The following is a 19,743-nucleotide window of genomic DNA, read 5'->3' on the forward strand; positions in this document are numbered from 1 at the left end:
CCTGTCAGCCTTCCAAGGGGCTAGGTGCGCCAGGTCTCGTCACTAGAAACGTCGGCTAACACTTCCATCCTGAGCAATCTGCCTCCGGAAATTCGGTGTGCCAGCCGCTCCACGAAGGCGGCATAGCGCTCCTGCCCCTTCGCCGTAGCTGCACGATCTTCGGCGGAAGACATTGCCGGTGTGACCTTGAGCCAAGTCCTGATGAACATGGCAACGGCCTCGGTCGCTATCGTGAGATCCCGCTCATGTCGGTCCATCTGCCGCGACAGCCGGTCTAGGCGCCGGGTGAGCACTCCCTCGGCCGCCTCGGCGGAGTCCGGCGATAGGTACGACTCGATTGCGGCCCGCGCGATTTCGGATTTCCCGCGGCCAGTCCGACGGCTCAACGCGTCCAGCTTTCGGATGGTCTCGGGCGGGAGGAAGACCTTGGTCGCGACCTTCACAGGTCATCCCCCAGCGGGATGCCGTCGTCGTGGTCCATCGCTGCCTGTCGGGCTACACCGGCGAAACGGCGCTGCACCTCACTTCCCTGCTGGTCATCACCGTCGACATCGACGTCTTCCCCAACCGCCGTATCGATAGGCGCCGGGGATCGATGCTCATGATCCGCGAGCACTGGCTCTTGTTTCAGGCCGCCTTCATCCAGCGATCCTGCAAGCGAGGCATGGGCGATGGCGTCCGAGTTAAGGATCGCCCCCCAGGGCGACACCGCCGGAGACCGAAACCGCGGATAATCGGCAGCGAGCTTGCGCACGCGCCCAGCCAATCTTTGGTCGGTGTAGTAGCGGATTTTGCGCGCACGGATTGGCGGCGTCGCGCCAGCAAAGATGATCGCTTCGTGCGCCGGCAGTTGCATGATCTCACCCGGCGTAAGCAGCGCTCGAGCCGTCTCTTGGCGAGAGACCATCAGGTGACCGAGCCACGGCGAGAGCCGATGCCCCGCGTAATTCTTCATCGCCCGCATCTCGGTGGCGGTGCCGAGACTGTCGCTAATGCGCTTGGCGGTTCTCTCGTCGTTGGTCGCGAACGCCACGCGGACATGGCAGTTGTCGAGGATCGAATTGTTGGGCCCGTAGGCCTTCTCGATCTGATTCAGCGACTGGGCGATCAGAAATGAGCGGATGCCATAGCCTGCCATGAAGGCGAGCGACTGCTCAAAGAAGTCGAGACGCCCGAGGGCCGGAAACTCGTCGAGCATCAGAAGGAGCTGTCGCCGCCCATGGGCCGCCTCAAGCCCCTCGGTCAGCCGCCGGCCTATTTGGTTCAGCAACAACCGGATCAGCGGCTTGGTTCTGCTGATGTCCGACGGCGGGACCACAAGATAGAGGCTGACGGGCTTGTCCGCTTCGACCAGGTCATCGATCCGCCAGTCGCAATGCGAGGTCACCGCCGCGACGACGGGATCTCGGTAGAGACCAAGGAAACTCATTGCCGTGGAAAGGACGCCGCTCCGCTCATTGTCGCTCTTATTCAAAAGCTCCCGGGCGGCGCTCGCGACGACGGGATGCACTCGGTCGCCGAGGTGGCGGGTGGACATCATCACCCGAAGCGTCGTCTCGATCGTCCGGGACGGATCGGCGAGGAAGTTGGAGACGCCGGCCAGGGTCTTGTCGGCCTCCGCGTACAGCACGTGGAGAATGACCCCGACGAGCAGGCTGTGAGACGTTTTTTCCCAGTGATTTCGGCGCTCAAGCGCACCTTCCGGGTCGACCAGGATATCGGCCACGTTCTGCGTGTCGCGCACCTCGGTCGGGCCGGGACGGATTTCCAGAAGGGGGTTGTAGGCGTCGCTGGTCGCGTCGGTAGGGTCGAACTTCAGCACATGGCCGAACGCGGCCCGGGCCCCAGCGGTGAGCTGCCAGTTCTCCCCTTTGATATCGTGAACCACAGCGGAGGCCGGCCAAGTGAGCAACGTAGGCACGACCAAGCCGACCCCCTTGCCGCTACGGGTGGGGGCAAAGCACAAGACGTGCTCAGGGCCGGCATGGCGAAGGTAGTCTTCCCCCAGCCGTCCCAGCATGACGCCGCTGGCGCCGAGCAGGCCTGCGGCAAGCACCTCGCGCCGCGTCGCCCATCGCGCCGAGCCATAAGTGGTCACCGACTTGGCCTCGCGCGCGCGCCAGATCGACAGCGCGATGGCGGCCGCTACGCCGGCGAGAGACCCTCCGGCCGCCAGGAATGCGCCCCGCAAGAACACCGCGGGCGCATAAGCTTCGTAGATGAACCACCAGACGAAGAAGGCTGGGGGTGGGTATATCGGCTGGTCGCCGATCTCAAACCAAGGCGGTCCAAGCCGTGGCTGATAGTCGAGTTGCCAGGCGGTCCATTGGGTGGCGAGCCAGATACCTCCGAGGGCCAAAGCCCCCACGAGAAGGATCTGACCCCAGAGGATCTTCGTGCCGGTCATTTGCTTGCACCATCACAGTCCGAGCCCGCGCTTTTTCCCCAGCGACCACTCCACCCCAGCCTTCGTGATTGTGCCCGTCACCTCCTGTCCAAGTTTGGCATCCAGCGCCTTCGTCCACGGGACGAGCTGAAACCCCAGGCCATCGTCGATCATCGCAAAGCGACCCGAGGCGAGGTCGAGTCGGCGGGCGTAGACGCCCGTCAAGGGTTCGCCTTCTCCAGCCCGAACAACGCCGCCACTGGTCTTTCGAAATTGTGCTTCAACCCGATCGAGTTCGCCTTGCCGAAGCGATCCGATGAGGTTGCCGTTGGCCTTGAATTGGCCGTCGACGATCCGCCCCCTCCCCTCCGACACAAGATGGTCGCGCCGACGATCGAGAGCGGATCGCACCTCAGCGCCGAACCCGTGAGAGGCAAGGCTGGTGGGTTCTTTGACGACCAGCTGGCGGTCGAGCCAGGTTGCGCCGTCGGCGGAGATCTGGCGATCGATCGACAGGTCCGATCGATGAATAACCTGGAGCCCCGGGGCGCCTTGGCTATCGAAAGCTCGGATTTCCAAGAGTCCGCCAGCCGGCGTATCGCCTGTCGCGTGAAGGGTCGCGAACCGGAAGTGATGGAGACGCCCGTCGACGCCGTCGACGATCACGTAGGCCTGGCCATTGAGCTCGTCGTGGAGACCCCGCTCAACGACACGCCCAGTGACCGGTGACGCCAGGCAATCACCTTCAATGATCAGGCTCGCGGGATCACGTTCGCCCTCGCCCATCGCACGATGCAGGGATTTGATGATGTCCCCTCGCAGGGCGAGTTCTCGCAGGCGCGGCTCGAGGTCTTCGACAACCTGCCAGCGGCCAGGCGCTCTCTCGTCGGCAAACCCGTACCGCTGCAGGACCTGAAGGCGGCCGACGAGGCGGCGGCGATCGTCATCGCCCTCGTAGCGACGAGGACGAAGGTCGACCTCACCGGTTTCCCCGAGACTGGAAACGATGCGGCGATCAAGCCCGGTCCAGCGCTCGGCCGAGACCTCCCGATCTGCGGCCGCGCCGATCTCGAGCGCGGAGCGCGGGCCAAGTTCTTGGGTAACCAGCAGCTGGGCGCGCTCTCGCAGCCCTCGCGCGATGTAGTCGCGATCGATCACCAGATCCGAACCGTCCTCGGCGACACCGCGAACGAGGATATGGACGTGCGGGTTGTCCGTGTTCCAGTGATCGACCGCGACCCAGTCTAGCCGCGTCCCCAGGTCCCGCTCCATCTGGGCCATCAAGTCACGGGTGGTTGCCCCTAGGTCGCTCAGCTGCTCGGCGTCCTCGGGCGACACGATGAAACGGAAGTGATGCCGGTCTGGCTCGGACCGCGCGGCGAAAGCCCCGTGATCGGCGGCGCCGTCACGATCGAAGGCCTCGCTCGCCCGACCATCCCGTCCCGACCCGCCGCGTCGCAGGTAATAGAGATGTGTGCCGACACTTGCCGCCCGGAAGCGCGCGCCTTGGTGACGCACGATCCGGGCCTTGATGACTACCCGGCGACTCGAGTGCGACGGCGGGACTGAACGACCTCGACCGAACGACCGCACGCGAGATTTCGGTCCCAAGTCCAGAGTGCCAAGCCCTGATCGGCGTGTCGCGGCCGACACCTCCGAAGAGAAGCTGCGGATCTGCCGAGGCGCCTTGGCGCGCTTGCCACCGAGACGACCAAGCTTCGGCTCGAAATCGTCGTCACGCGTCATGGCCTAGGGCCTTCGGCGCTCTGGTCCCTAAAAGACCGCTGATTTCATTGGGATTTCGCCGGTTGAAGGGCTGTGAAAGCCCTGGGGGTTCCTGAAAATCTCCAACATCATCAATCGCATAGGGCCAAATGGTCCCTGTGCTTTTATCTTGCCTTAGCCGATGACCCAGGGTTTGCGTTCGGTTGTTGCACTCTTGTTCTCCTTCCATGAGGCGAACCATGTCGGGCTCCTGATTATCGAGGGAGGTCGGCCGTGGCGTCGAAGCGCTACCAAAACCGAGGGCTGCGAACCTATTGGGCGATCCACATCGAGGCGTGGCGGCTGAGCGGTCTGTCGCGCGCGGCATACTGCGGCGAGCACCGGCTCAAGCCGGCCGTCTTCGGCAACTGGCTGAAGAAGATCGGTGACGCCGACGCCTTGCAGCACAAGCCTTTGAGCAAGCGAAAGCCTCCGCCGCGACGCTCCACCAGCGAGGTCCGTAACAGGGCCGTGCAGGCGTTCTGGGCCATGCACGTCGAGGCCCACCTGTGGAGCGGACTGAGCGCTGCGGAGTACGCCAGCGCCCATCGGCTGACGACCTCGTCGCTGCGTCAGTGGCGTCAACGCCTGGACGAAGACCCCCTTGGGATCGATTGGCGAGAGCTCGTTCATCCCAGCGCCCGCCCGTATGTGGGCCCCAGACGAAGCACTAGTGCTAAGTCCCCAGCGTTGGAATCCGGCTTGACGGGCGCGACTAGAACCCTTTGCGACGGTGACGGCCGGAGCAGTCGCCGGACGTTCAGCGACGAGCAAAGGCGCGCCATCGTCGCCGAGACGCAGCTTCCCGGCGCCACGGTCAGCGCGGTGGCCAGGAACCACGGCGTGGTCACCAGCATGGTGTTCCGATGGCGCGCGCAGATGGGGCTTGGCCAGGACGAGCGCGCCCGGCTGGCTCGTGTCCGGCTGGTTGGCGATGGCCGGAAAGCGGCGGGCCAGGCTCTCACGGCGGGCATTCCCTTGCCCATCCCCGAGGGCGCGGTGGCCGTCGATCTTGGCGACGGACGCAGGGTCTTCGCGCCGCCCGGGAGCGATCCAGACGAGGTTCGGCGGTACGTGGCGCAGCGGGAGGCGGCCCGATGATGATCATCCCATCCGGCGTGAAGGTGCATCTGGCGCTGGGCCACACCGATATGCGCAAAGGCTTCAATGGCCTGTCGATGCTGGTGCAGGAGGTGCTGAAGGAGGACCCGTTCTCGGGCCACCTGTTCGCCTTCCGGGGACGAAAGGCCGACACCATCAAGCTGCTCTACTGGGACGGAACGGGCCTGTGCCTGTTCACCAAGCGGCTGCAACGCGGGCGCTTCATCTGGCCGCACATCACCACGCCAGGCGGCTCGGTGGTGCTCTCGCCCGCGCAGCTCGCCATGCTGATCGAAGGCATCGACTGGCGGTTCCCGGAGCGCACCTGGCGGCCTGCCATCGCCGGCTGAAACAGCGTCAAAACCCCTATTGGATAAGGGGAAAATGCTTGGTCGCGGACTCCGAAAATAGTAGAATCGGGCATGCGGCTGGATCTCGAAAACCTGCCTACCGACACGGCCTTGCTGCACCAGCTGGTGCGCGAAATGGCCGGCTTCGTCGGTGAGCGGGACGGCGAGATCGACCGGCTCAAAGCCATCATCAAGCAGCTCCAGCGCGCGCAATTTGGACGCCGTTCCGAGCGCCTGGACGCTTATCAACTGGCGCTGGCCCTGGAGGATGTCGAGACCGATCTGGCCGCCGCCGAAGCGCGCCGGCCCGACATCCTGCCGGCGCCCGCGAAGACCCAGCCCAAGCGCAAACCGCTCCCCGACCACCTGCCGCGCGAAGACCGGTTGATCGACATCGACAGCCCGGTCTGCGCCTGCGGCGGCACCCTGCACAGCATCGGCGAGAGCGTCAGCGAGATGCTGGACTGGGTCCCGGCGCAGATGCGGGTGATCCGGATCGTGCGCCCCAAATACGCCTGCCGGGCCTGCGCAACGGTCGTCCAGGCACCGGCGCCGGAGCGGCCGATCGACGGCGGCTTGGCCACGCCGGCGCTGCTGGCCCAGGTGCTGGTCAGCAAGTATTGCGACCACACCCCGCTCTATCGCCAGTCCAAGATCTTCGCTCGGCACGGCGTGGATCTGGAGCGCTCGACGCTGGCCGGCTGGGTCGGCGGGGCCTGCTGGTGGCTCCAAGCCCTGCACGACAGGCTGTCGGCCAACCTGTTCGCCAGCAGCCATCTGTTCGCCGACGACACGCCGATCCCGGTGCTGGATCCTGGCCGGGGCCGGACCAAGACCGGGCGGCTCTGGGCTTACACGCGTGATGATCGACCGTGGGGCGGACCCGAGCCGCCGGGCACGGTCTATGTCTATGCGCCGGACCGGAAGGGTGAGCGCCCGGCCGCCCATCTGGGCCGGTTCAAGGGTGTCCTCCAGGTCGATGGCTATGCCGGCTTTGAGCCGCTGACCGCGTCCGGCGACGTCAAGCTGGCGGCCTGTTGGGCGCATGCCCGGCGCAAGTTTTATGAGATCGCGGAGTCCACCAAGGCGCCCGTGGCCGTCGAAGCGCTCCGCCGGATCGGCGAGCTTTACGCCATCGAAGCCCAGGTGCGCGGCCAGTCGGCGGCGCTGCGGCGGGCGGCGCGTCAGGAGTCTTCCCGTCCGCTGGTGGACGCTTTGCGCATCTGGTTCGAACGTCAGCTGGCCCGCGTGCCGCCGCGCGGCGCCCTGGCTGAGGCCATCCGCTACGCCCTTGGTCGCTGGGACGCGCTCAGCCTGTTCCTCAGCGACGGCCGCATCGACCTGGACAACAACCCCGTCGAACGCGCGATCCGGCCCATTGCTCTCGGCCGCAAGAACCACCTGTTCGCAGGTTCGGACGGCGGCGGCGACCGCTGGGCCGTGGTCGGTTCGCTGATCGAGACCGCCAAGATGAACGGCGTCGAGCCCTTCGCCTACCTGCGCGATGTGCTCGAACGCATGGTCGATGGCCACCCCGTCAACCGCCTCGACGAGCTGCTGCCCTGGGCCTGGAAGAGCGGAAATCACGTCAACACCTGACGGACGTGCAGCAGCCGGACGCATACGACCCAGGACGGACGCTCCCTGCCCCGTCGCCCACATTCCTTCGCCAAAGTTGACCAGGCCCCTGACCCCGCGCGTCATGGCCCGACACCCCGCCACGCTACGCTAGCGCCCGGCGATATGAAGAGAGCCGAGCTACGCCAGTCAGGAGCCTGAAGCGAAACCGGAGGAGCACCGCCATTCCCCAGCCGAGGGGCAAGGCGCCAGACATAGTTCTGGGTCTCGATGGGCAGGGAAGCCGTGCCCGCCAGATACCGCTCATAGCGCGCGGGACCGGCATTGTAGGCCGCCAGGAAGCCAGGCGCCCCGTAACGATCGTACATCCGGCGCAGATAGGCCGAACCTGCCAGGATATTGGCGCGGGGCTCGAAAAGGGTCATCTCCCAGGGCCAGCTCATTGTTGATATCTCGCCACGTCGCGGGCATCAGCTGCATCAGCCCCATCGCGCCCTTGGCCGAGACCGCGCGCGTTCGACCGCCGCTCTCCTGGTCCATGACGATCCTGATCCAGGATCCAGGAAGACTGAACCGGCCAGCCGCTTCGTCGATCGCCGCGGCGATGATCTGATCGCGCCGTATGTCCTCCGCCGCGACGGACTGGCCGTGGGCAAGCCCGACTATCAAGAAGGAGAGAGCGACGGTCGCGCACTGCGCGCGCGAAGATTTTCCGGCCACCTCGATCTTAAACATCTTGCGGCCGTGCTCGGCGCCGCCAAGGGCAAGGCGCGTCCCGCGCCGGCCTGGCGGCCGCCCTTGACCGCGCCTGCGCGCGACCGCCGACGTGGTCTCGACCGGGACGGGGAAAGGACCGGAAGACCAACCGAACAGGGAAAGGATGGACGCAAAGCTCATGGCCGCGCGCCCCAAGTCAAAACCGGACGCGCCCTCCCGATCACGCCTCGGGCGGGGATCGGGCCGAAGTACCGGCTGTCGAGGCTGTCCGGAGCGCGCCCGTTGACGATCAGGATTTCGTCGACGGCGATGGATTTGCAGCCGCGATAGGCCGGGAGTGGCCGTCCCAAGCGGTCGCTATATTTGGCGCGAGCGAGCCACTGCCCGTCAATGAAAAGGCCCTCGGTCGTGCCGCAGACCTGTTGCCCCGGCCCAGCCGCGAAGACCTTCAGCAGCGGAACATTGGCGGGCAGGTAGCCGCGCTTGGCCATCCACCTTGCCAGCGGCGGTGGCGGTCGAACGGCGACCAGGTCGCCGATGGCGAAGCGCCCTGGCGTAACCCAGTAGAAGCCTTCGGGCGCACTCGCGGTGGTATTGAGGAGGAGACGCGGCGCGCGATCAGCGCGAGCCGTGACAATCGCGATGAGGCCGCCGAGCACAGCGACCAGCGCGGGGGCGGATCGGGGGCGGCTCACGCGAAGAGACTCCGGCGCACCAACCACGCGCGGTGTCGCGCTCGATCATAGGTGCGTGGCGGCAGTCCAACGGCAACCCGCGCGCCAACGTGACGCCAGTAGTCTGGCGCCACGTGTTCCGGCGCGAAGCCACCGCGCTCCACGCCGTCGATCGCCTCAAGAACCTGTTGGACCTTCGACCAGCCCGCAATGTTGAGCAGGATTTCAGCGCCCGGCGCGACCTCCGGATAGATCGTGAAGGGCGTTCCAGGCGTAAACGCGCGCAGCACGGCGATCCGCGACTGCACCGTTCCGTATTCACCGGCGCGCCAGCGCACGAAGCAAAACACTGCTCCTGGCGCGAACCCCACCGTACGCCGACGACGATCGTGATCGACCTCCGACACCGGCTTGCCGAACCGGATCCATCGCTCGATGCGATCCTTGAGGAAGAGCAGGTCGACGCGCGTCAGCGTGGTCGATGCGCCCTCAGTGCTCATCGGACGCGTCCCGATAAGCAGGCGCGATGGCCGCGTGAGGCTTAGCCGGCGACATCGCGACGGCGTCTCTGTCGCTGGTGGAGCGCCGAAGGCCACGACGCGACCAGGCCTGCAGATCGGCCAAGGCGTAGACGACCCGACCTCCATTCTTCCGGTAAAGGGGCCCCGTTCCGTAGACACGGTGCTTGGCCAAGGTGCTGACGGTCAGACGCAGGATCTTTGCGGCCTCAGGGGCCAGCAGCAGGCGTTCGACGCCCTCTTCAACGGAATTCGACATGCGGCGGTCCTCGACAACCGCCGGGAAGGTCCAGGCAAGGAACGGCGGCTCGGGGAAACCGTGGCTCAGCACGTCCACGCTGGAGGATGGCGAAGACCGGGCAGGCCTTTATTCGCCACCCCTCAGAAGCCTCCCCGAAGTAGCTTGAGGTATCCGCCCGCCATCAAGGCCCGCCCGCGCCGCACTAGGCGGATCGTCACGTCGCGGACCGACGAGGTCTTGAAGGCCGCCAAGTCCCCGATATCGCCGAAAAGCTGCGCGGCGATCTCGCGATAACTGCGATGGCTCTGAACACCATCAAGCGCGCCCAAAGCGCGAGCGAGACGCTCCTGCTGAACGGATGACAAGCGCGATCGGGGCGGTGTCTCGGTCGTATCGGCGCGGCGTAGGGCATCAACGGCCCTCACCCGAAGACGGAAGTCCGCGTCATACGAGAGGACAACGACCAACGGACCCGCCGACGTCGCGCCGTCACGCAATTGCACCTGAAGACCGCTTGGCAGACGAACGTGCGCGCCATCATCTCCTATGATCGGCGAAAGACGCGCTAGTGGAGAACGTCGCGCCGATCCGAAGGTAGCGCGCTCCATCGGTACAACGATGCCCGGCGCCACGTCAGCACGCCAGACCACCCTCCCCTCGTCGGCGGACAGCTCAGGATCGGCTGCGGCTGACAAGCCCCATCGCCTGTCAATGGCGCTTCCCAGGCGCACCGCGCGAGCAAAGTCTTCGCGATAGCTCGGATTGCGGCGCAGGAATTCCCAGCACAGCGCCGGCACCGGGAGGCCGAGGAATGAGCGCCAGCCGCCGCCGAAGCCCGCGCCCGGCGACCCAACCGGTCCCGGATTGGCGAGCGGCGCGGCCATAAAGTTGATGCCGCCAGAAGCCTACGCTGTATGCACTCAGAAGCCGCTCCGCGAGCAGAGTGGAGGCCCCGATCGGCAGCAATCACCCGACTGAGGCGCAAGCAATTTGAAGTTTGTCGCCAAAGATTGCGCGCCCGACTTCATGGCGCTGCCGGTTTAGATGCAGCATCACTTGCGCATTTTCAGCGCCGCTGTGATCAGCTCACTGAGCTTTTCCAGATCCTCGTCATCGAGGCCGACGACCTGCTTGAAGATAGTGCTTAAAGGATCGGTTCGACCGGCACGCACCGCGTAGTGCCCCACGCCGAAGAAATCCCGGATTTCGATTTTGAGGGCAGTCGCTAGACGCTCGAGCATTTCAAGCGTCGGGGACGCCTCCCCACTTTCGAGACGTTGGATCGCGTTCGTCTGACGTTCGATCAATTCCGCCAATTGAGCTTGGCTCAAGCCAGCACGTTTCCGGTGTTGGCGAAGCAGATCTCTGAACTGTTCTTCGACTGTCGCCATCCGCCCCGAAGCCCATCGTACTCAGGCGAGTGATGTTCAACGGCGACGCGGGAGCGGACAGGCCGCATAAAGGTGTATTTAAAATCAAATACACCTTTTCAAGGTGTATTTTCTGTAGGATTCTGTGGGGCAATCAGAAGTGGAATACCCCATGGATGGCTTTGTCCCACCAGCCACACCCTCGGACGTGATGAGCGCTGCCGAAGCGCTTGTTCGCCAGTACGGGGATTGGCTTAGGAACAGGCTACGCATCCGCTATGGCGACGAAGCCGAGGATCTAGCCCAAGAAGCCATTATCAAAACCGCTGCCCAGGACGCCTCTTCCCAAGTGCGTCATCCCAAGGCTTTCTTGCTTGCGGTCGCCAACAATCTCGCCGTCGATCGGGCGCGCCGCGAACGGCGCGAACGCCAGGGTCACGCGGATGCGTTGCTCATGCAAACGCGTTCGACGGCGCTGACGACCGAAGACCTGCTGGTCCTCAAAGATATCGTACTAGCTCTCCCGTCTGAGTTGCGCGATGCTCTCGTACTGACGAAGATCAAGGGCTTGAGCTACGAAGATGTCGCCGCGCTCAAAGGATGGAAGGTGAGAACGGTGAAGGATCGCGTGCGCCAAGCACTGGTCATCACGCAAGCGGCGCGGGACTGAGGCGGCACAGGATATGACCGATCAACGGGAAATTCCGCGCTCGACGCGTGAGGCGGCCGACTGGTTGACGCGCTTGAACGACGACAAGCTTCCAGACGGCGATATCGAAGCATTCTCCGCCTGGCGCGCCGTCCCCGAGAACAGAGCCGCCTACGAGCGACTGGAAGATCTAAGCCAATCCTTGCGCTTGCTGGCCAATGATCCGGACATCGAGGCGGTCGCGGCGAGCGCCATGACCGGCACGACCAAGCCGAAGGTTCACTTCATTGGACGCGGGCGAAGAGGGTACTTCGTGTTGGGGGCCGCGCTGGCGGCCGCGCTGATCGGCGGCGTTTCAGCGACGTTGGTCTTCCGCCCGCCGTCCTATTCGACCGGCGTCGGGGAGACTTTCAGTGCACGCCTCGACGACGGCTCTCGCGTGACGCTGAATACCGACAGCCGCGTCCGGATCCGCTACAGCAAAGGCGAGCGACGCGTCGAACTCGTGCGCGGCCAAGCCTTCTTCGACGTTGCTCATAACGCGGCGCGCCCGTTCATCGTGGCGGCCGGCGACACTGAGACCCGCGCCTTGGGCACGAAGTTCGAAGTGCGGCGCACGGCCGACGGGGTGCGCGTCACGCTCACCCAAGGCAGCATCGTCGTGACGGACCGGGACAAACCGAGCGCCACGTGGCGGCTCGTTCCCGGGCAGGCCTTGGCGCTTTCACCGCGCTCCGTCGCTGCCGCCAAGCCCGTCGCGGTGGACGCCAAGGCCTCCAGCAGCTGGACGACTGGCGACGTCACGTTCCAGGACGTTCCTTTGTCCGCAGCCGTGGCCGAGCTCAATCGCTACAGCCGCCGCAAGATCGTCTTGGCCGACGGTGTCGACGCCAACCGCGTCGTCAACGGCGTCTTCTCATCGAGTGACACGACGGATTTCGTCGATGCCGTGACCACCCTTTTCGGGCTTGATCGCGTCGCCAAATCGAACGGCGACGTCGAATTGCAACCTAAGGTGCGCCGAGCGAGTTAGCGTCATAATTTTTTCACGGGCGGATGTCCCTCGGCGTCCTCCCCACCGTCTCTCCCGCACACCACCCGCGGCCGTTCGGCGTCTCGCCCTGAGGCGCCCCGCAGGGTGGAGGGGGAAAGAGTGAGATGACGCGTACGTCGCTTTGTTTGTTGAGTTCAGTCTCCACCTGCGTGCTGGTCGCCGCGACAGCGCCGGCCTGCGCGTGGTCGCAAGAAACCCAGGTCACGCTTTCGGTGCCGGCCGGGCCGATGCAGAAGTCGCTGATCGCTCTGGCTTCGCAAGCCAACATCAAGATCCTCTTCGAAAGCGATATCGTCGCCGGGATGCAGGCGCCGGCGCTGCAAGGCCGTTTCACGGCGCGCGAAGCTCTGGAAAAGCTGCTCGGCGGCAGCAACGTCGTCGTGCAGCAGGTGCGGCCCGGCGTGATCGTGCTCCGCTCGATGCGCACGCCCGTCAACAACCAGAGCAGCGACCGCGTCCGCGACCCGGTCGCTGCGGACCCGCCGCTCACCGCTGACGCCAAAGAGGCCGTCACGGTCGAAGAGATCGTCGTGGGCTCGCACATTCGCGGCGTCAGAAATGTCGCCTCCCCTGTCATCACCGTGGGACGCGACAGCATCGATCGCGGCGGCTTCGCCACGATAGCAGACGCCCTGGCCGCGCTGCCTCAAACGTTCTCGGGCACGGCGAGCGATCGAGCGGGCGGGGTCGGCGCCGACAGCACCGGCACCAACGCGGGGCGCGCCACGGGCGTGAACCTGCGCGGGCTCGGCGCCGACGCAACGCTGGTCATGGTCAACGGTCGTCGGATGGCGGGCGCGGGCATCATGGCGGACTTCGCCGATATTTCGAGCCTGCCTTTGGCGGCGGTCGAGCGCGTCGATGTCCTGCTCGACGGCGCCTCGGCCGTTTACGGCTCGGACGCCGTCGGCGGCGTCGTCAATGTGGTGATGCGCGACCGCTGGCAGGGCATGGAAACGCGAGCGCGGATTGGCGGCGCCACCCAGGGCGGTCTTGCGCAACGCCAGCTCGCCCAGACCTATGGCGGCGCCTGGCGGACGGGCTCTGTGCTCCTGAGCGCGGAATACCAACGCACGAGCCATCTGCCCGGCCGCGATCGCGCCTACGCGGCCAATGCGGATCTGCGCCCTTTCGGAGGCGTCGATCATCGGCTGTTCTACAGTCAGCCCGGCAACGTCCTGATCAACAACCAACCCGCCTATGCCATTCCCGCCGGCCAAAACGGAACGGGCCTGACGCCGTCATCCTTCTTGGCCGGCCAAGTGAACTACACCAACATCAATGCGATCTCCGACATCCTGCCGACGCAAGAGCGCACGGGCCTTTACGCCTCGGCGACGCAGGAGGTGGGATCAAGGGTGAGCCTCAATGCCGAGCTGCGCTACAGCAATCGCCGGTACGAGCACCGCAACTTCGCGCCCCTGACGGCGATGACCGTGAGCCGGGCCAATCCCCATTTTGTCTCGCCCAATGGCGCGGCCTCGAACGTGATCGGGTACTCGTTCCAGAACGAAACCGGCCCAGTGGTGAGCAAGGGACGTGTCCAGAGCCGCAACGTCTCGCTCGGCGCCAAGGTCGATCTGCCCAAAGGCTGGCGCCTGGACGCCTATGGCGGACACGGTGAAGAGCTGACGCGCGGCGGCAACACCGGCCTGCTCAACTCGGCGGCCCTCAATGAAGCGCTCGGCAACACCGCCGACAGCCCTCTAAGCGGCTATAGCGCTGCGCGCGACGGCTTCTTCAATCCGTACATCGGGCAAGGTCGCAACGCCCAGGCGGTGCTCGATTTCGTCGTCTCCGGCTGGGACAAGCGCCGCACGCTCGGCAAGCTCGACATCGTCAACGCCACGGCGGACGGCGCGCTGTTCAACCTTCCGGCCGGCGCCCTTCGACTGGCCGTCGGCGCCCAGGCGCGTCGCGAGTTCCTGAAGACCAGCGGGGTGAGCACCGCCTCGTCTCTGACCCCCACCCCAACGCTTGCGCGGCGGGGCGAGCGCACCGTCAAGGCGGTGTTCGCCGAAGCGCGCCTGCCGCTCTTCGGCGGCGAGTTTCGAAAGCCCGGCCTGGCGAAGCTCGAGCTCTCGGCGGCCGTTCGTCGAGAGGACTACGGCGGCGGCGTCGCGGCGACCGTTCCCAAGTTCGGGGCTGGCCTGGGCGCCCGTCGACGATCTGACCTTCCGGGCCACCTACGGCGAGTCTTTCCGCGCGCCTTCGATCGGCCAGCTCACCGACGTGCCCGGCGCCTCACCCGTGAACCTGGTCAACGGATCCAAGACGACGCTGACGCTCATCCTTTCGGGCGGAAATCCCGGCCTCATGCCTGAGACCGCGAAGTCGTGGACCGGCGGTTTTGACTTCACGCCCGCCAGCCATCCAGAGCTCACGCTCTCGGGAACGCTATTTCGCACCGCGTTCGAAGGGCGAATTGGCCGGCCGGCGGTCAGTTATCTTTCGACCATCCTGACGGCGAGCGACTTGGCGCCCTTCCGCACCTTCATCGCCCCCGCCACCAATCCGGCCGACCTGGCCCTGGTGAAGACCTATCTGGCGCTTGCCTCGGCGTCGTCCCAGGCGCTCTACCCCGCCGAGGCCTATCGCGCGATCGGCGATGCTCGCTACGTCAACGCCGGCGCCTTCACGGTCGAAGGCCTGGATTTCCAGGGCGGGTATCGCGTCGATCTCGGCGCCGACCGGATCGATTTGAACGGCAACCTCTCCTGGCTGCTGCACTACAAGCGCGAGGTGACACCGACCTCGACATCGGTCGAACTGGCCGGCATGGCGGGCTTCCCGGCCGATCTACGGGCTCGCGCGTCCGCCACCTGGTCTCATGGTTCCTTCGCCTCGACCATGACGATCAATCACATCGGCGATCTGCGCACGAACGATGCCCGCCGGATGCCGACGCTCATCACCGCTGACCTACAGGTGCGCTGGTCGCCGAACGCTCGCACGGGTCCCTGGAGAGGGTCGGCCGTCACGCTCACGGTCCAGAACGTCTTCGACAAGGATCCGCCCTTCTACGACGCACCGCAGATCGTGGGCTTCGACGCGGCCAACTATGATCCCAACGGGCGCGTGATCGCGCTGCAGCTGACCAAGGCCTGGTAGGCCGTCACCCTCCAAAGACTTCGGAGTTTCAAGTCATGCGAGAACTCGCAGGGCTGGCGCTTGCCTGTGCGCTGGCCATGCCGGTCGCGGCGGAACCCTCCGCCGCGCTTCGGCCCTACACGGTGGACAATCTGCTCGCGGTGCAGAACTTCGGCAAGGCCGTGTTCTCTGGAGACGGCCGCAACGTCGTCTTCGAGGTTCAAGGTCCCCTGACGGCGGCCGGCCGCTGGGACATGGAGTTCCTTCACCCTTCAACGCACCGGCCGCCTTTACGTCGTCGACGGCAAGGCTGGCGGACCACCCCGTCGGCTGCTGTCGTCGCCCGAGGGCGTGGGCGAAAGCCTCGGCGCCCTCTCGCCCGACGGCCGACGCTTGATCGTCTATCGCCTCGTCGACCATACCAACGAGCTGGGCGTGGCCGACCTCTCTACGGGCGCGGTACGCTGGTTGGGACGCGGGGTCGAACTGGAGTGGGCGGCCAGCCTCGCCCGCTGGCGCAACAATGACGAGGTCGTCGCGCTGACGACGACGCCACAGACGCCCTCCATGTGGCTGAACAAGATCTGGCAAACGCAGGCGCGCACAACGTCGGCCTGGGCGGCCGCGCAAGCGGGCGAGCCCAGCGTCACCGTTCTGGCTGGCGGCCCCGGAGCGTCGCAAAATCCCGCTTGGCCGGACGTTGACCTGATTGCTTTTGATGTGTCGACCGGAGCACAGCGAGTTTTGGCCCGGGGGCCATTCATGGAGCTGGCCATCGCGCCTGGCGGCGGGACGGCCTCGGTGATCTCGGCGCAGGAACCGGTCGCCATGGATCCAGCCTCCTTGGCCCAAAACGGTCTCTTCGACCGCCGGCGACGCCTGGTTCTGGTCAATCTGATCACCGGGCGGACCATCACCGGCTGCGCGCACTGCGACATGGCCTCGACGCTGATGAGTTGGGCGCCCGACGGTCGAGCGGTGCTGATCACCGCCCGTCCAGACGAGGCCAAGTCGGGTGACTGGCGAGACATCCGCTATTGGCGTGTGGACCTTGATGGCAGGTCCACCAAGCTCTCGACCGATCTCGCCCCGGCCACCCTGAACGTGGTCGGGGGCACGACACCGACCTTGCAGGCCGACGCCGGCTGGGTGGATGGCGCGCCGGCGGTCCTCGCTCAGCACGATCAGGAAGAGCAGGTGAAGTGGTGGCGTGTTGGCGCCCAGATCCAACCGCTTACTGGGGCGCTTAAGGTCGAAGGCGCACGTCGCGTCGCGCCGTCGCCTGGGGGCTTCTTGGTCCGGACAAAGGATGGCTTGCTGCGCCTTGGAAATGGCCCAACCCGCCCGGTAGTCGATCCGTCGCACAGGATCGTCACCCCGCCGGCGCTTTCGGGCGACCTTCCTCAGGGTCTTCAGATCGAGACGGCGCGAGGCGTGCGAACGCTCAGCGCGACGGGCCTCTGGGGTCCGAGCTCGGCCACGCCGTCCGGAGCGACCCTGCTGGCGCTGTCGCGCGACGGGGCGAGTCTGGTCCTCTCGAAGACCCCGCAAGGCGTTGCGACTCTAAGCCTGCTGCGCGATGGGCTTGCCGCTCGCGCCCTGATGACGGTCAATCCGGCTCTCGCGGCCGTCGACCTTCAGCCGCCTCGCCCCATCGTCCATCGAACGCCGCGCGGCGAGCAGGTCACAAGCTGGCTCTACACCCCCGCCAACCACGGTCCCGGCGACGACCGCGCCGTGATCGTGGTGCCCTACCCCGGCAGCAACTATCTCGCACCGCCTTCGTCGGCCTCCGGCGATGGACGGGCCTTCACCACCAATATCCGTCTCATGGTCGCAGCAGGCTATGCCGTGCTCGTCCCCAGCATGCCGATACCCGCTGACGCGGCGCCGCAAGTCGGCATGGCCGACGCCATGCTGACGGCCGTGGACGCAGCCCTGGCGGCCGACCCCGGCCTTTCGAAGACCAGACTCGCCGTGTGGGGCCACAGCTACGGCGGCTATGGCGCGTTGGTAGCCGCGACCCAGTCACCCCGCTTCAAGGCGGTGATCGCCTCGTCGGGAGCCACCAACCTCTTTTCCTACTGGGGTTCTCAAGGTCCCGCCGCGATCGCGGTCCCGGAGACTCAGTTCCTGCCATCGACGATGTTCGGGTGGTCCGAGACCGGCCAGGCGCGCTTGGCCGGTCCGCCGTGGCAGCAGGTGCAGCGCTACGTCGACGCCAGTCCCTTGCTGCAGGCCGACAGGATCACCGCCCCGGTGCTTCTGATCCAGGGCGACTTTGACTACGATCCGGAAAAGTCGATGGGGATGTTCGCGGCCCTCTACCGACAAGGAAAGCCGGTCGAGTTGCTGACCTACAAGGGCGAAGGTCACGTGGTTCAATCCCCTGGCAATGTCCGCGACGTCTACCGTCGATCGTTCTCTTTCCTTCAGGCCGCGCTCTCGGCCGCAACGCCGCTCACGGCGCCGATGTCCGAGGCCACCGCGTCGCGGCCCTCCCAATAGCGGACAAAAGCCTCAAGGACGGTCGCGGTCAGCACTTCGGAATAGGCATTGCGGAAGATCAGGACCTCGGGGCTCAAGACGGCCTCGAGGTCTTGGCGTTTTAGAACGCCCTGTTCGACCAGACGTCCGTCCAGGAGAAAGTCCCGCAGCATGGGGACGTTCTTGGCCAGGGTGCGGCCGAGGAACACGGTGATGTCGCCCTTGGAGCGGCGAGCGAAGATCATCTCGGGCAGCCGGTCTCGAAAGACGCGCCGCGCGAAGCTTCGCTCGCCCTCCCCCTGGCTCAAGATCGGCGTCGAGGTTTCCAGGCACGCTTCAACGACCGGCTGACTGAGCAGCGGGTGACAGAGACGGGCCGCTGCGCCTCTGCGCGTGTGGGCGAACAGTCCCTGCGTCAGGGCCAGGCCTCGGATCTGCGCGGCCTTGGCTGGCGCGATGCCCTTGAGGTCGTTTACCCAGGGATGCCAATCGCCCTCGGAGCGTGGCGGCGCGAGGATCTTGGGCACGGTCATCAGCTCCGCCACGGCGCGGCTTGGCCTGCCGCGCACGGCCTGGGCGACAAGGCTCCAGACCGAGCGCCGCGTTCGCCGCGCGACCTCCGCCAGACGCGTCAGACGGTTGCCTTCGCAGGGCGCGCCGCGCAGCAGGTCGCCCGCCAGGTCCGCCGCCGATAGTTGGTAGAAGACGACGTCGCCGCCGTGACCCGTGAACGTGATGTCGGCCCCGATCTGGGCGATCGCTTCGAGCGCCAGATCGTCGAAGTCGGTGTCCAGGATCTCGAAGTTGGGCCTGAAGGCGGCCGCGCCCGACATCAGCCTCTCGACCGAAAGACCGAGCAACTGACGTTCGACGCAACGCAGCGGGGTTCCGGCCAGATCAGCGGCCGCCTGGGCGTAGACGCGCTCATCAGCTTCGGCCTGACCGCGATAGAAGTTCAGGGCCGCGTCGGCGGGCCGGCCAACCGCGCGTAAGCTGTTTGCCACGATCGCCGAATCCAACCCTCCGGAGATCTCGCAGAGTACGCTCTGGCGATCGATCAGGAATGCCCGCAGCGCGCCGTCCACGGCGCGCCGCAGGGCTTGCTCGTCGCCACGACGTGGCCCGCGACGGGCGCGGGACGCCGGCGTCCAGACGACCTCCTCGCGCGCCAGCCGCGGTCCGTGCCGGCAGACGCCGGGGGTAATCCAGGTCACGCCCTGCAGCAGGGGCGCGCGCCCATTCGGCGGGGGTCACTCATCAAGGCCGCGACGCCAGGCCAGTCGATCTTGAGCCCGATGGGCGCCGCGCGGCCCTCGGGCGGCTCGTCTCCGATGATGGTCACGCCATCTCGAAACCACGCGAAGGCGGGTCGCCCGCCCAGTGGATCGGAGAAGACAACGGCCCCGCCGCCATGACGCTCACGCACCACGCCGACATAGTCGCCGAAGGCCTGCTCGGCCAACAGCGGCGCGATGGCGCGTGGCTCCTCGTTGGCCGTGTGGCTGAGCGGTCCGAGATCAAGGCGGCGCGCCTCCCCCTCGTCGAGGGCACGGCGATCGAACACTTCGCCGACAAGAACACCTACCGCGCCCCTCCAGTCGCCCAGGGTCTGGACCTGCGGCGCGGCCGCATCCCTGACCAGGACCGCCAAGCCGTAGGCGGCCGCCGCTTTGCGCCACCCGCGCATCTCAAGGTCCAGGACCATGTCGTCGAAAGGCGCGGCGCTGACGCCGCCAGGATGAGTGAGGGCCAAGTAAGCCATCG

General features: G+C 66.2%; 16 protein-coding genes and 4 pseudogenes. 9 read left to right on the plus strand and 11 right to left on the minus strand.

The genetic code is table 11. From position 1 onward, the window contains the following. Positions 1 to 20 precede the first annotated feature (20 nt). Genes ACHMW8_RS22810 through ACHMW8_RS22820 form a run of 3 tightly spaced genes read right to left on the minus strand, consistent with a single transcriptional unit; the run spans position 21 to position 4,132 of the window. Entirely contained in the window at positions 21 to 443 is a 423-nt protein-coding gene (locus ACHMW8_RS22810) for a ribbon-helix-helix protein, CopG family (RefSeq protein WP_395443816.1), read from the minus strand. Then, on the minus strand, positions 440 to 2,407 hold the full coding sequence (locus ACHMW8_RS22815) for a conjugal transfer protein TraG (RefSeq protein ID WP_395443817.1): 1,968 nt from the start codon (positions 2,405 to 2,407) through the stop codon (positions 440 to 442). The genes ACHMW8_RS22810 and ACHMW8_RS22815 overlap by 4 nt, the downstream gene beginning before the upstream one ends. Positions 2,408 to 2,419: 12 nt before the next feature. Beyond that, entirely contained in the window at positions 2,420 to 4,132 is a 1,713-nt protein-coding gene (locus ACHMW8_RS22820; RefSeq protein ID WP_395443818.1) for a relaxase/mobilization nuclease domain-containing protein, read from the minus strand. Positions 4,133 to 4,384: 252 nt separating this feature from the next. On the opposite strand from ACHMW8_RS22820, the pseudogene tnpA reads away from it, so the two are divergent. The 4 genes and pseudogenes from tnpA to tnpC all read left to right on the plus strand — a co-directional run. Then, positions 4,385 to 4,738, plus strand: a pseudogene (gene tnpA / locus ACHMW8_RS22825) (IS66 family insertion sequence element accessory protein TnpA); the annotation flags it as partial. Positions 4,739 to 4,909: 171 nt separating this feature from the next. Further along, a pseudogene (locus ACHMW8_RS22830) lies at positions 4,910 to 5,251 on the plus strand (transposase); the annotation flags it as partial. Beyond that, positions 5,248 to 5,601: an IS66 family insertion sequence element accessory protein TnpB gene (tnpB, locus tag ACHMW8_RS22835; protein WP_395443819.1), complete on the plus strand. Its 354-nt coding sequence runs from the start codon at positions 5,248 to 5,250 to the stop codon at positions 5,599 to 5,601. The pseudogene ACHMW8_RS22830 and the gene tnpB, both read left to right, overlap by 4 nt. A gap of 72 nt (positions 5,602 to 5,673) precedes the next feature. Then, positions 5,674 to 7,200 (plus strand): IS66 family transposase, encoded by a 1,527-nt coding sequence (gene tnpC, locus ACHMW8_RS22840; protein ID WP_395443820.1) that lies wholly within the window; start codon positions 5,674 to 5,676, stop codon positions 7,198 to 7,200. 101 nt (positions 7,201 to 7,301) lie between these two features. Here tnpC and ACHMW8_RS22845 read toward each other — a convergent pair. The 6 genes and pseudogenes from ACHMW8_RS22845 to ACHMW8_RS22870 all read right to left on the minus strand — a co-directional run bounded on the left by ACHMW8_RS22845 (position 7,302) and on the right by ACHMW8_RS22870 (position 10,720). Next, a pseudogene (locus ACHMW8_RS22845) lies at positions 7,302 to 8,076 on the minus strand (lytic transglycosylase domain-containing protein). After that, a complete protein-coding gene (locus ACHMW8_RS22850; protein ID WP_395443821.1) occupies positions 8,073 to 8,555 on the minus strand; it encodes a S26 family signal peptidase in 483 nt (160 codons plus the stop codon). Before ACHMW8_RS22850 ends, ACHMW8_RS22845 begins: the two are co-directional and overlap by 4 nt. 32 nt (positions 8,556 to 8,587) lie before the next feature. Continuing rightward, entirely contained in the window at positions 8,588 to 9,070 is a 483-nt protein-coding gene (locus ACHMW8_RS22855) for a DUF2840 domain-containing protein (RefSeq protein ID WP_395443822.1), read from the minus strand. Next, positions 9,060 to 9,425: a helix-turn-helix transcriptional regulator gene (locus tag ACHMW8_RS22860; RefSeq protein WP_395443823.1), complete on the minus strand. Its 366-nt coding sequence runs from the start codon at positions 9,423 to 9,425 to the stop codon at positions 9,060 to 9,062. The genes ACHMW8_RS22855 and ACHMW8_RS22860 overlap by 11 nt, the downstream gene beginning before the upstream one ends. Before the next feature lie 44 nt (positions 9,426 to 9,469). Further along, positions 9,470 to 10,213, minus strand: a complete 744-nt coding sequence (locus tag ACHMW8_RS22865) for a DNA -binding domain-containing protein (protein ID WP_395443824.1) — start codon at positions 10,211 to 10,213, stop codon at positions 9,470 to 9,472. 168 nt (positions 10,214 to 10,381) lie between these two features. After that, on the minus strand, positions 10,382 to 10,720 hold the full coding sequence (locus ACHMW8_RS22870; protein WP_395443825.1) for a helix-turn-helix domain-containing protein: 339 nt from the start codon (positions 10,718 to 10,720) through the stop codon (positions 10,382 to 10,384). Positions 10,721 to 10,871: 151 nt separating this feature from the next. On the opposite strand from ACHMW8_RS22870, the gene ACHMW8_RS22875 reads away from it, so the two are divergent. From ACHMW8_RS22875 to ACHMW8_RS22895, 5 genes and pseudogenes are all read left to right on the plus strand, one after another. Next, positions 10,872 to 11,369 carry an RNA polymerase sigma factor gene (locus ACHMW8_RS22875; protein ID WP_395443826.1) on the plus strand — a complete coding sequence of 166 codons (498 nt, stop codon included), beginning with the start codon at positions 10,872 to 10,874 and terminating at the stop codon, positions 11,367 to 11,369. A 13-nt stretch (positions 11,370 to 11,382) separates the two neighbouring features. Continuing rightward, positions 11,383 to 12,381, plus strand: coding sequence for a FecR family protein (locus tag ACHMW8_RS22880; protein ID WP_395443827.1), 999 nt, complete (start codon positions 11,383 to 11,385; stop codon positions 12,379 to 12,381). Positions 12,382 to 12,704: 323 nt separating this feature from the next. Further along, a pseudogene (locus tag ACHMW8_RS22885) lies at positions 12,705 to 13,259 on the plus strand (TonB-dependent receptor plug domain-containing protein); the annotation flags it as partial. 1,120 nt (positions 13,260 to 14,379) lie between these two features. Beyond that, entirely contained in the window at positions 14,380 to 15,513 is a 1,134-nt protein-coding gene (locus ACHMW8_RS22890; protein WP_395443828.1) for a TonB-dependent receptor domain-containing protein, read from the plus strand. A gap of 330 nt (positions 15,514 to 15,843) precedes the next feature. Continuing rightward, entirely contained in the window at positions 15,844 to 18,000 is a 2,157-nt protein-coding gene (locus ACHMW8_RS22895; protein ID WP_395443829.1) for an alpha/beta hydrolase family protein, read from the plus strand. Here ACHMW8_RS22895 and ACHMW8_RS22900 read toward each other — a convergent pair. Together ACHMW8_RS22900 and ACHMW8_RS22905 are read right to left on the minus strand one after the other, a co-directional pair. Beyond that, positions 17,925 to 19,193 carry an asparagine synthase-related protein gene (locus ACHMW8_RS22900; RefSeq protein WP_395443830.1) on the minus strand — a complete coding sequence of 423 codons (1,269 nt, stop codon included), beginning with the start codon at positions 19,191 to 19,193 and terminating at the stop codon, positions 17,925 to 17,927. The genes ACHMW8_RS22895 and ACHMW8_RS22900 overlap by 76 nt on opposite strands. Beyond that, a complete protein-coding gene (locus tag ACHMW8_RS22905; RefSeq protein WP_395443831.1) occupies positions 19,190 to 19,741 on the minus strand; it encodes a hypothetical protein in 552 nt (183 codons plus the stop codon). The genes ACHMW8_RS22900 and ACHMW8_RS22905 overlap by 4 nt, the downstream gene beginning before the upstream one ends. Positions 19,742 to 19,743: the final 2 nt, after the last annotated feature.

The sequence above is a fragment of the Caulobacter sp. UC70_42 genome (assembly GCF_044056025.1).
In the GTDB taxonomy this organism is placed as follows: Bacteria; Pseudomonadota; Alphaproteobacteria; order Caulobacterales; family Caulobacteraceae; genus Caulobacter.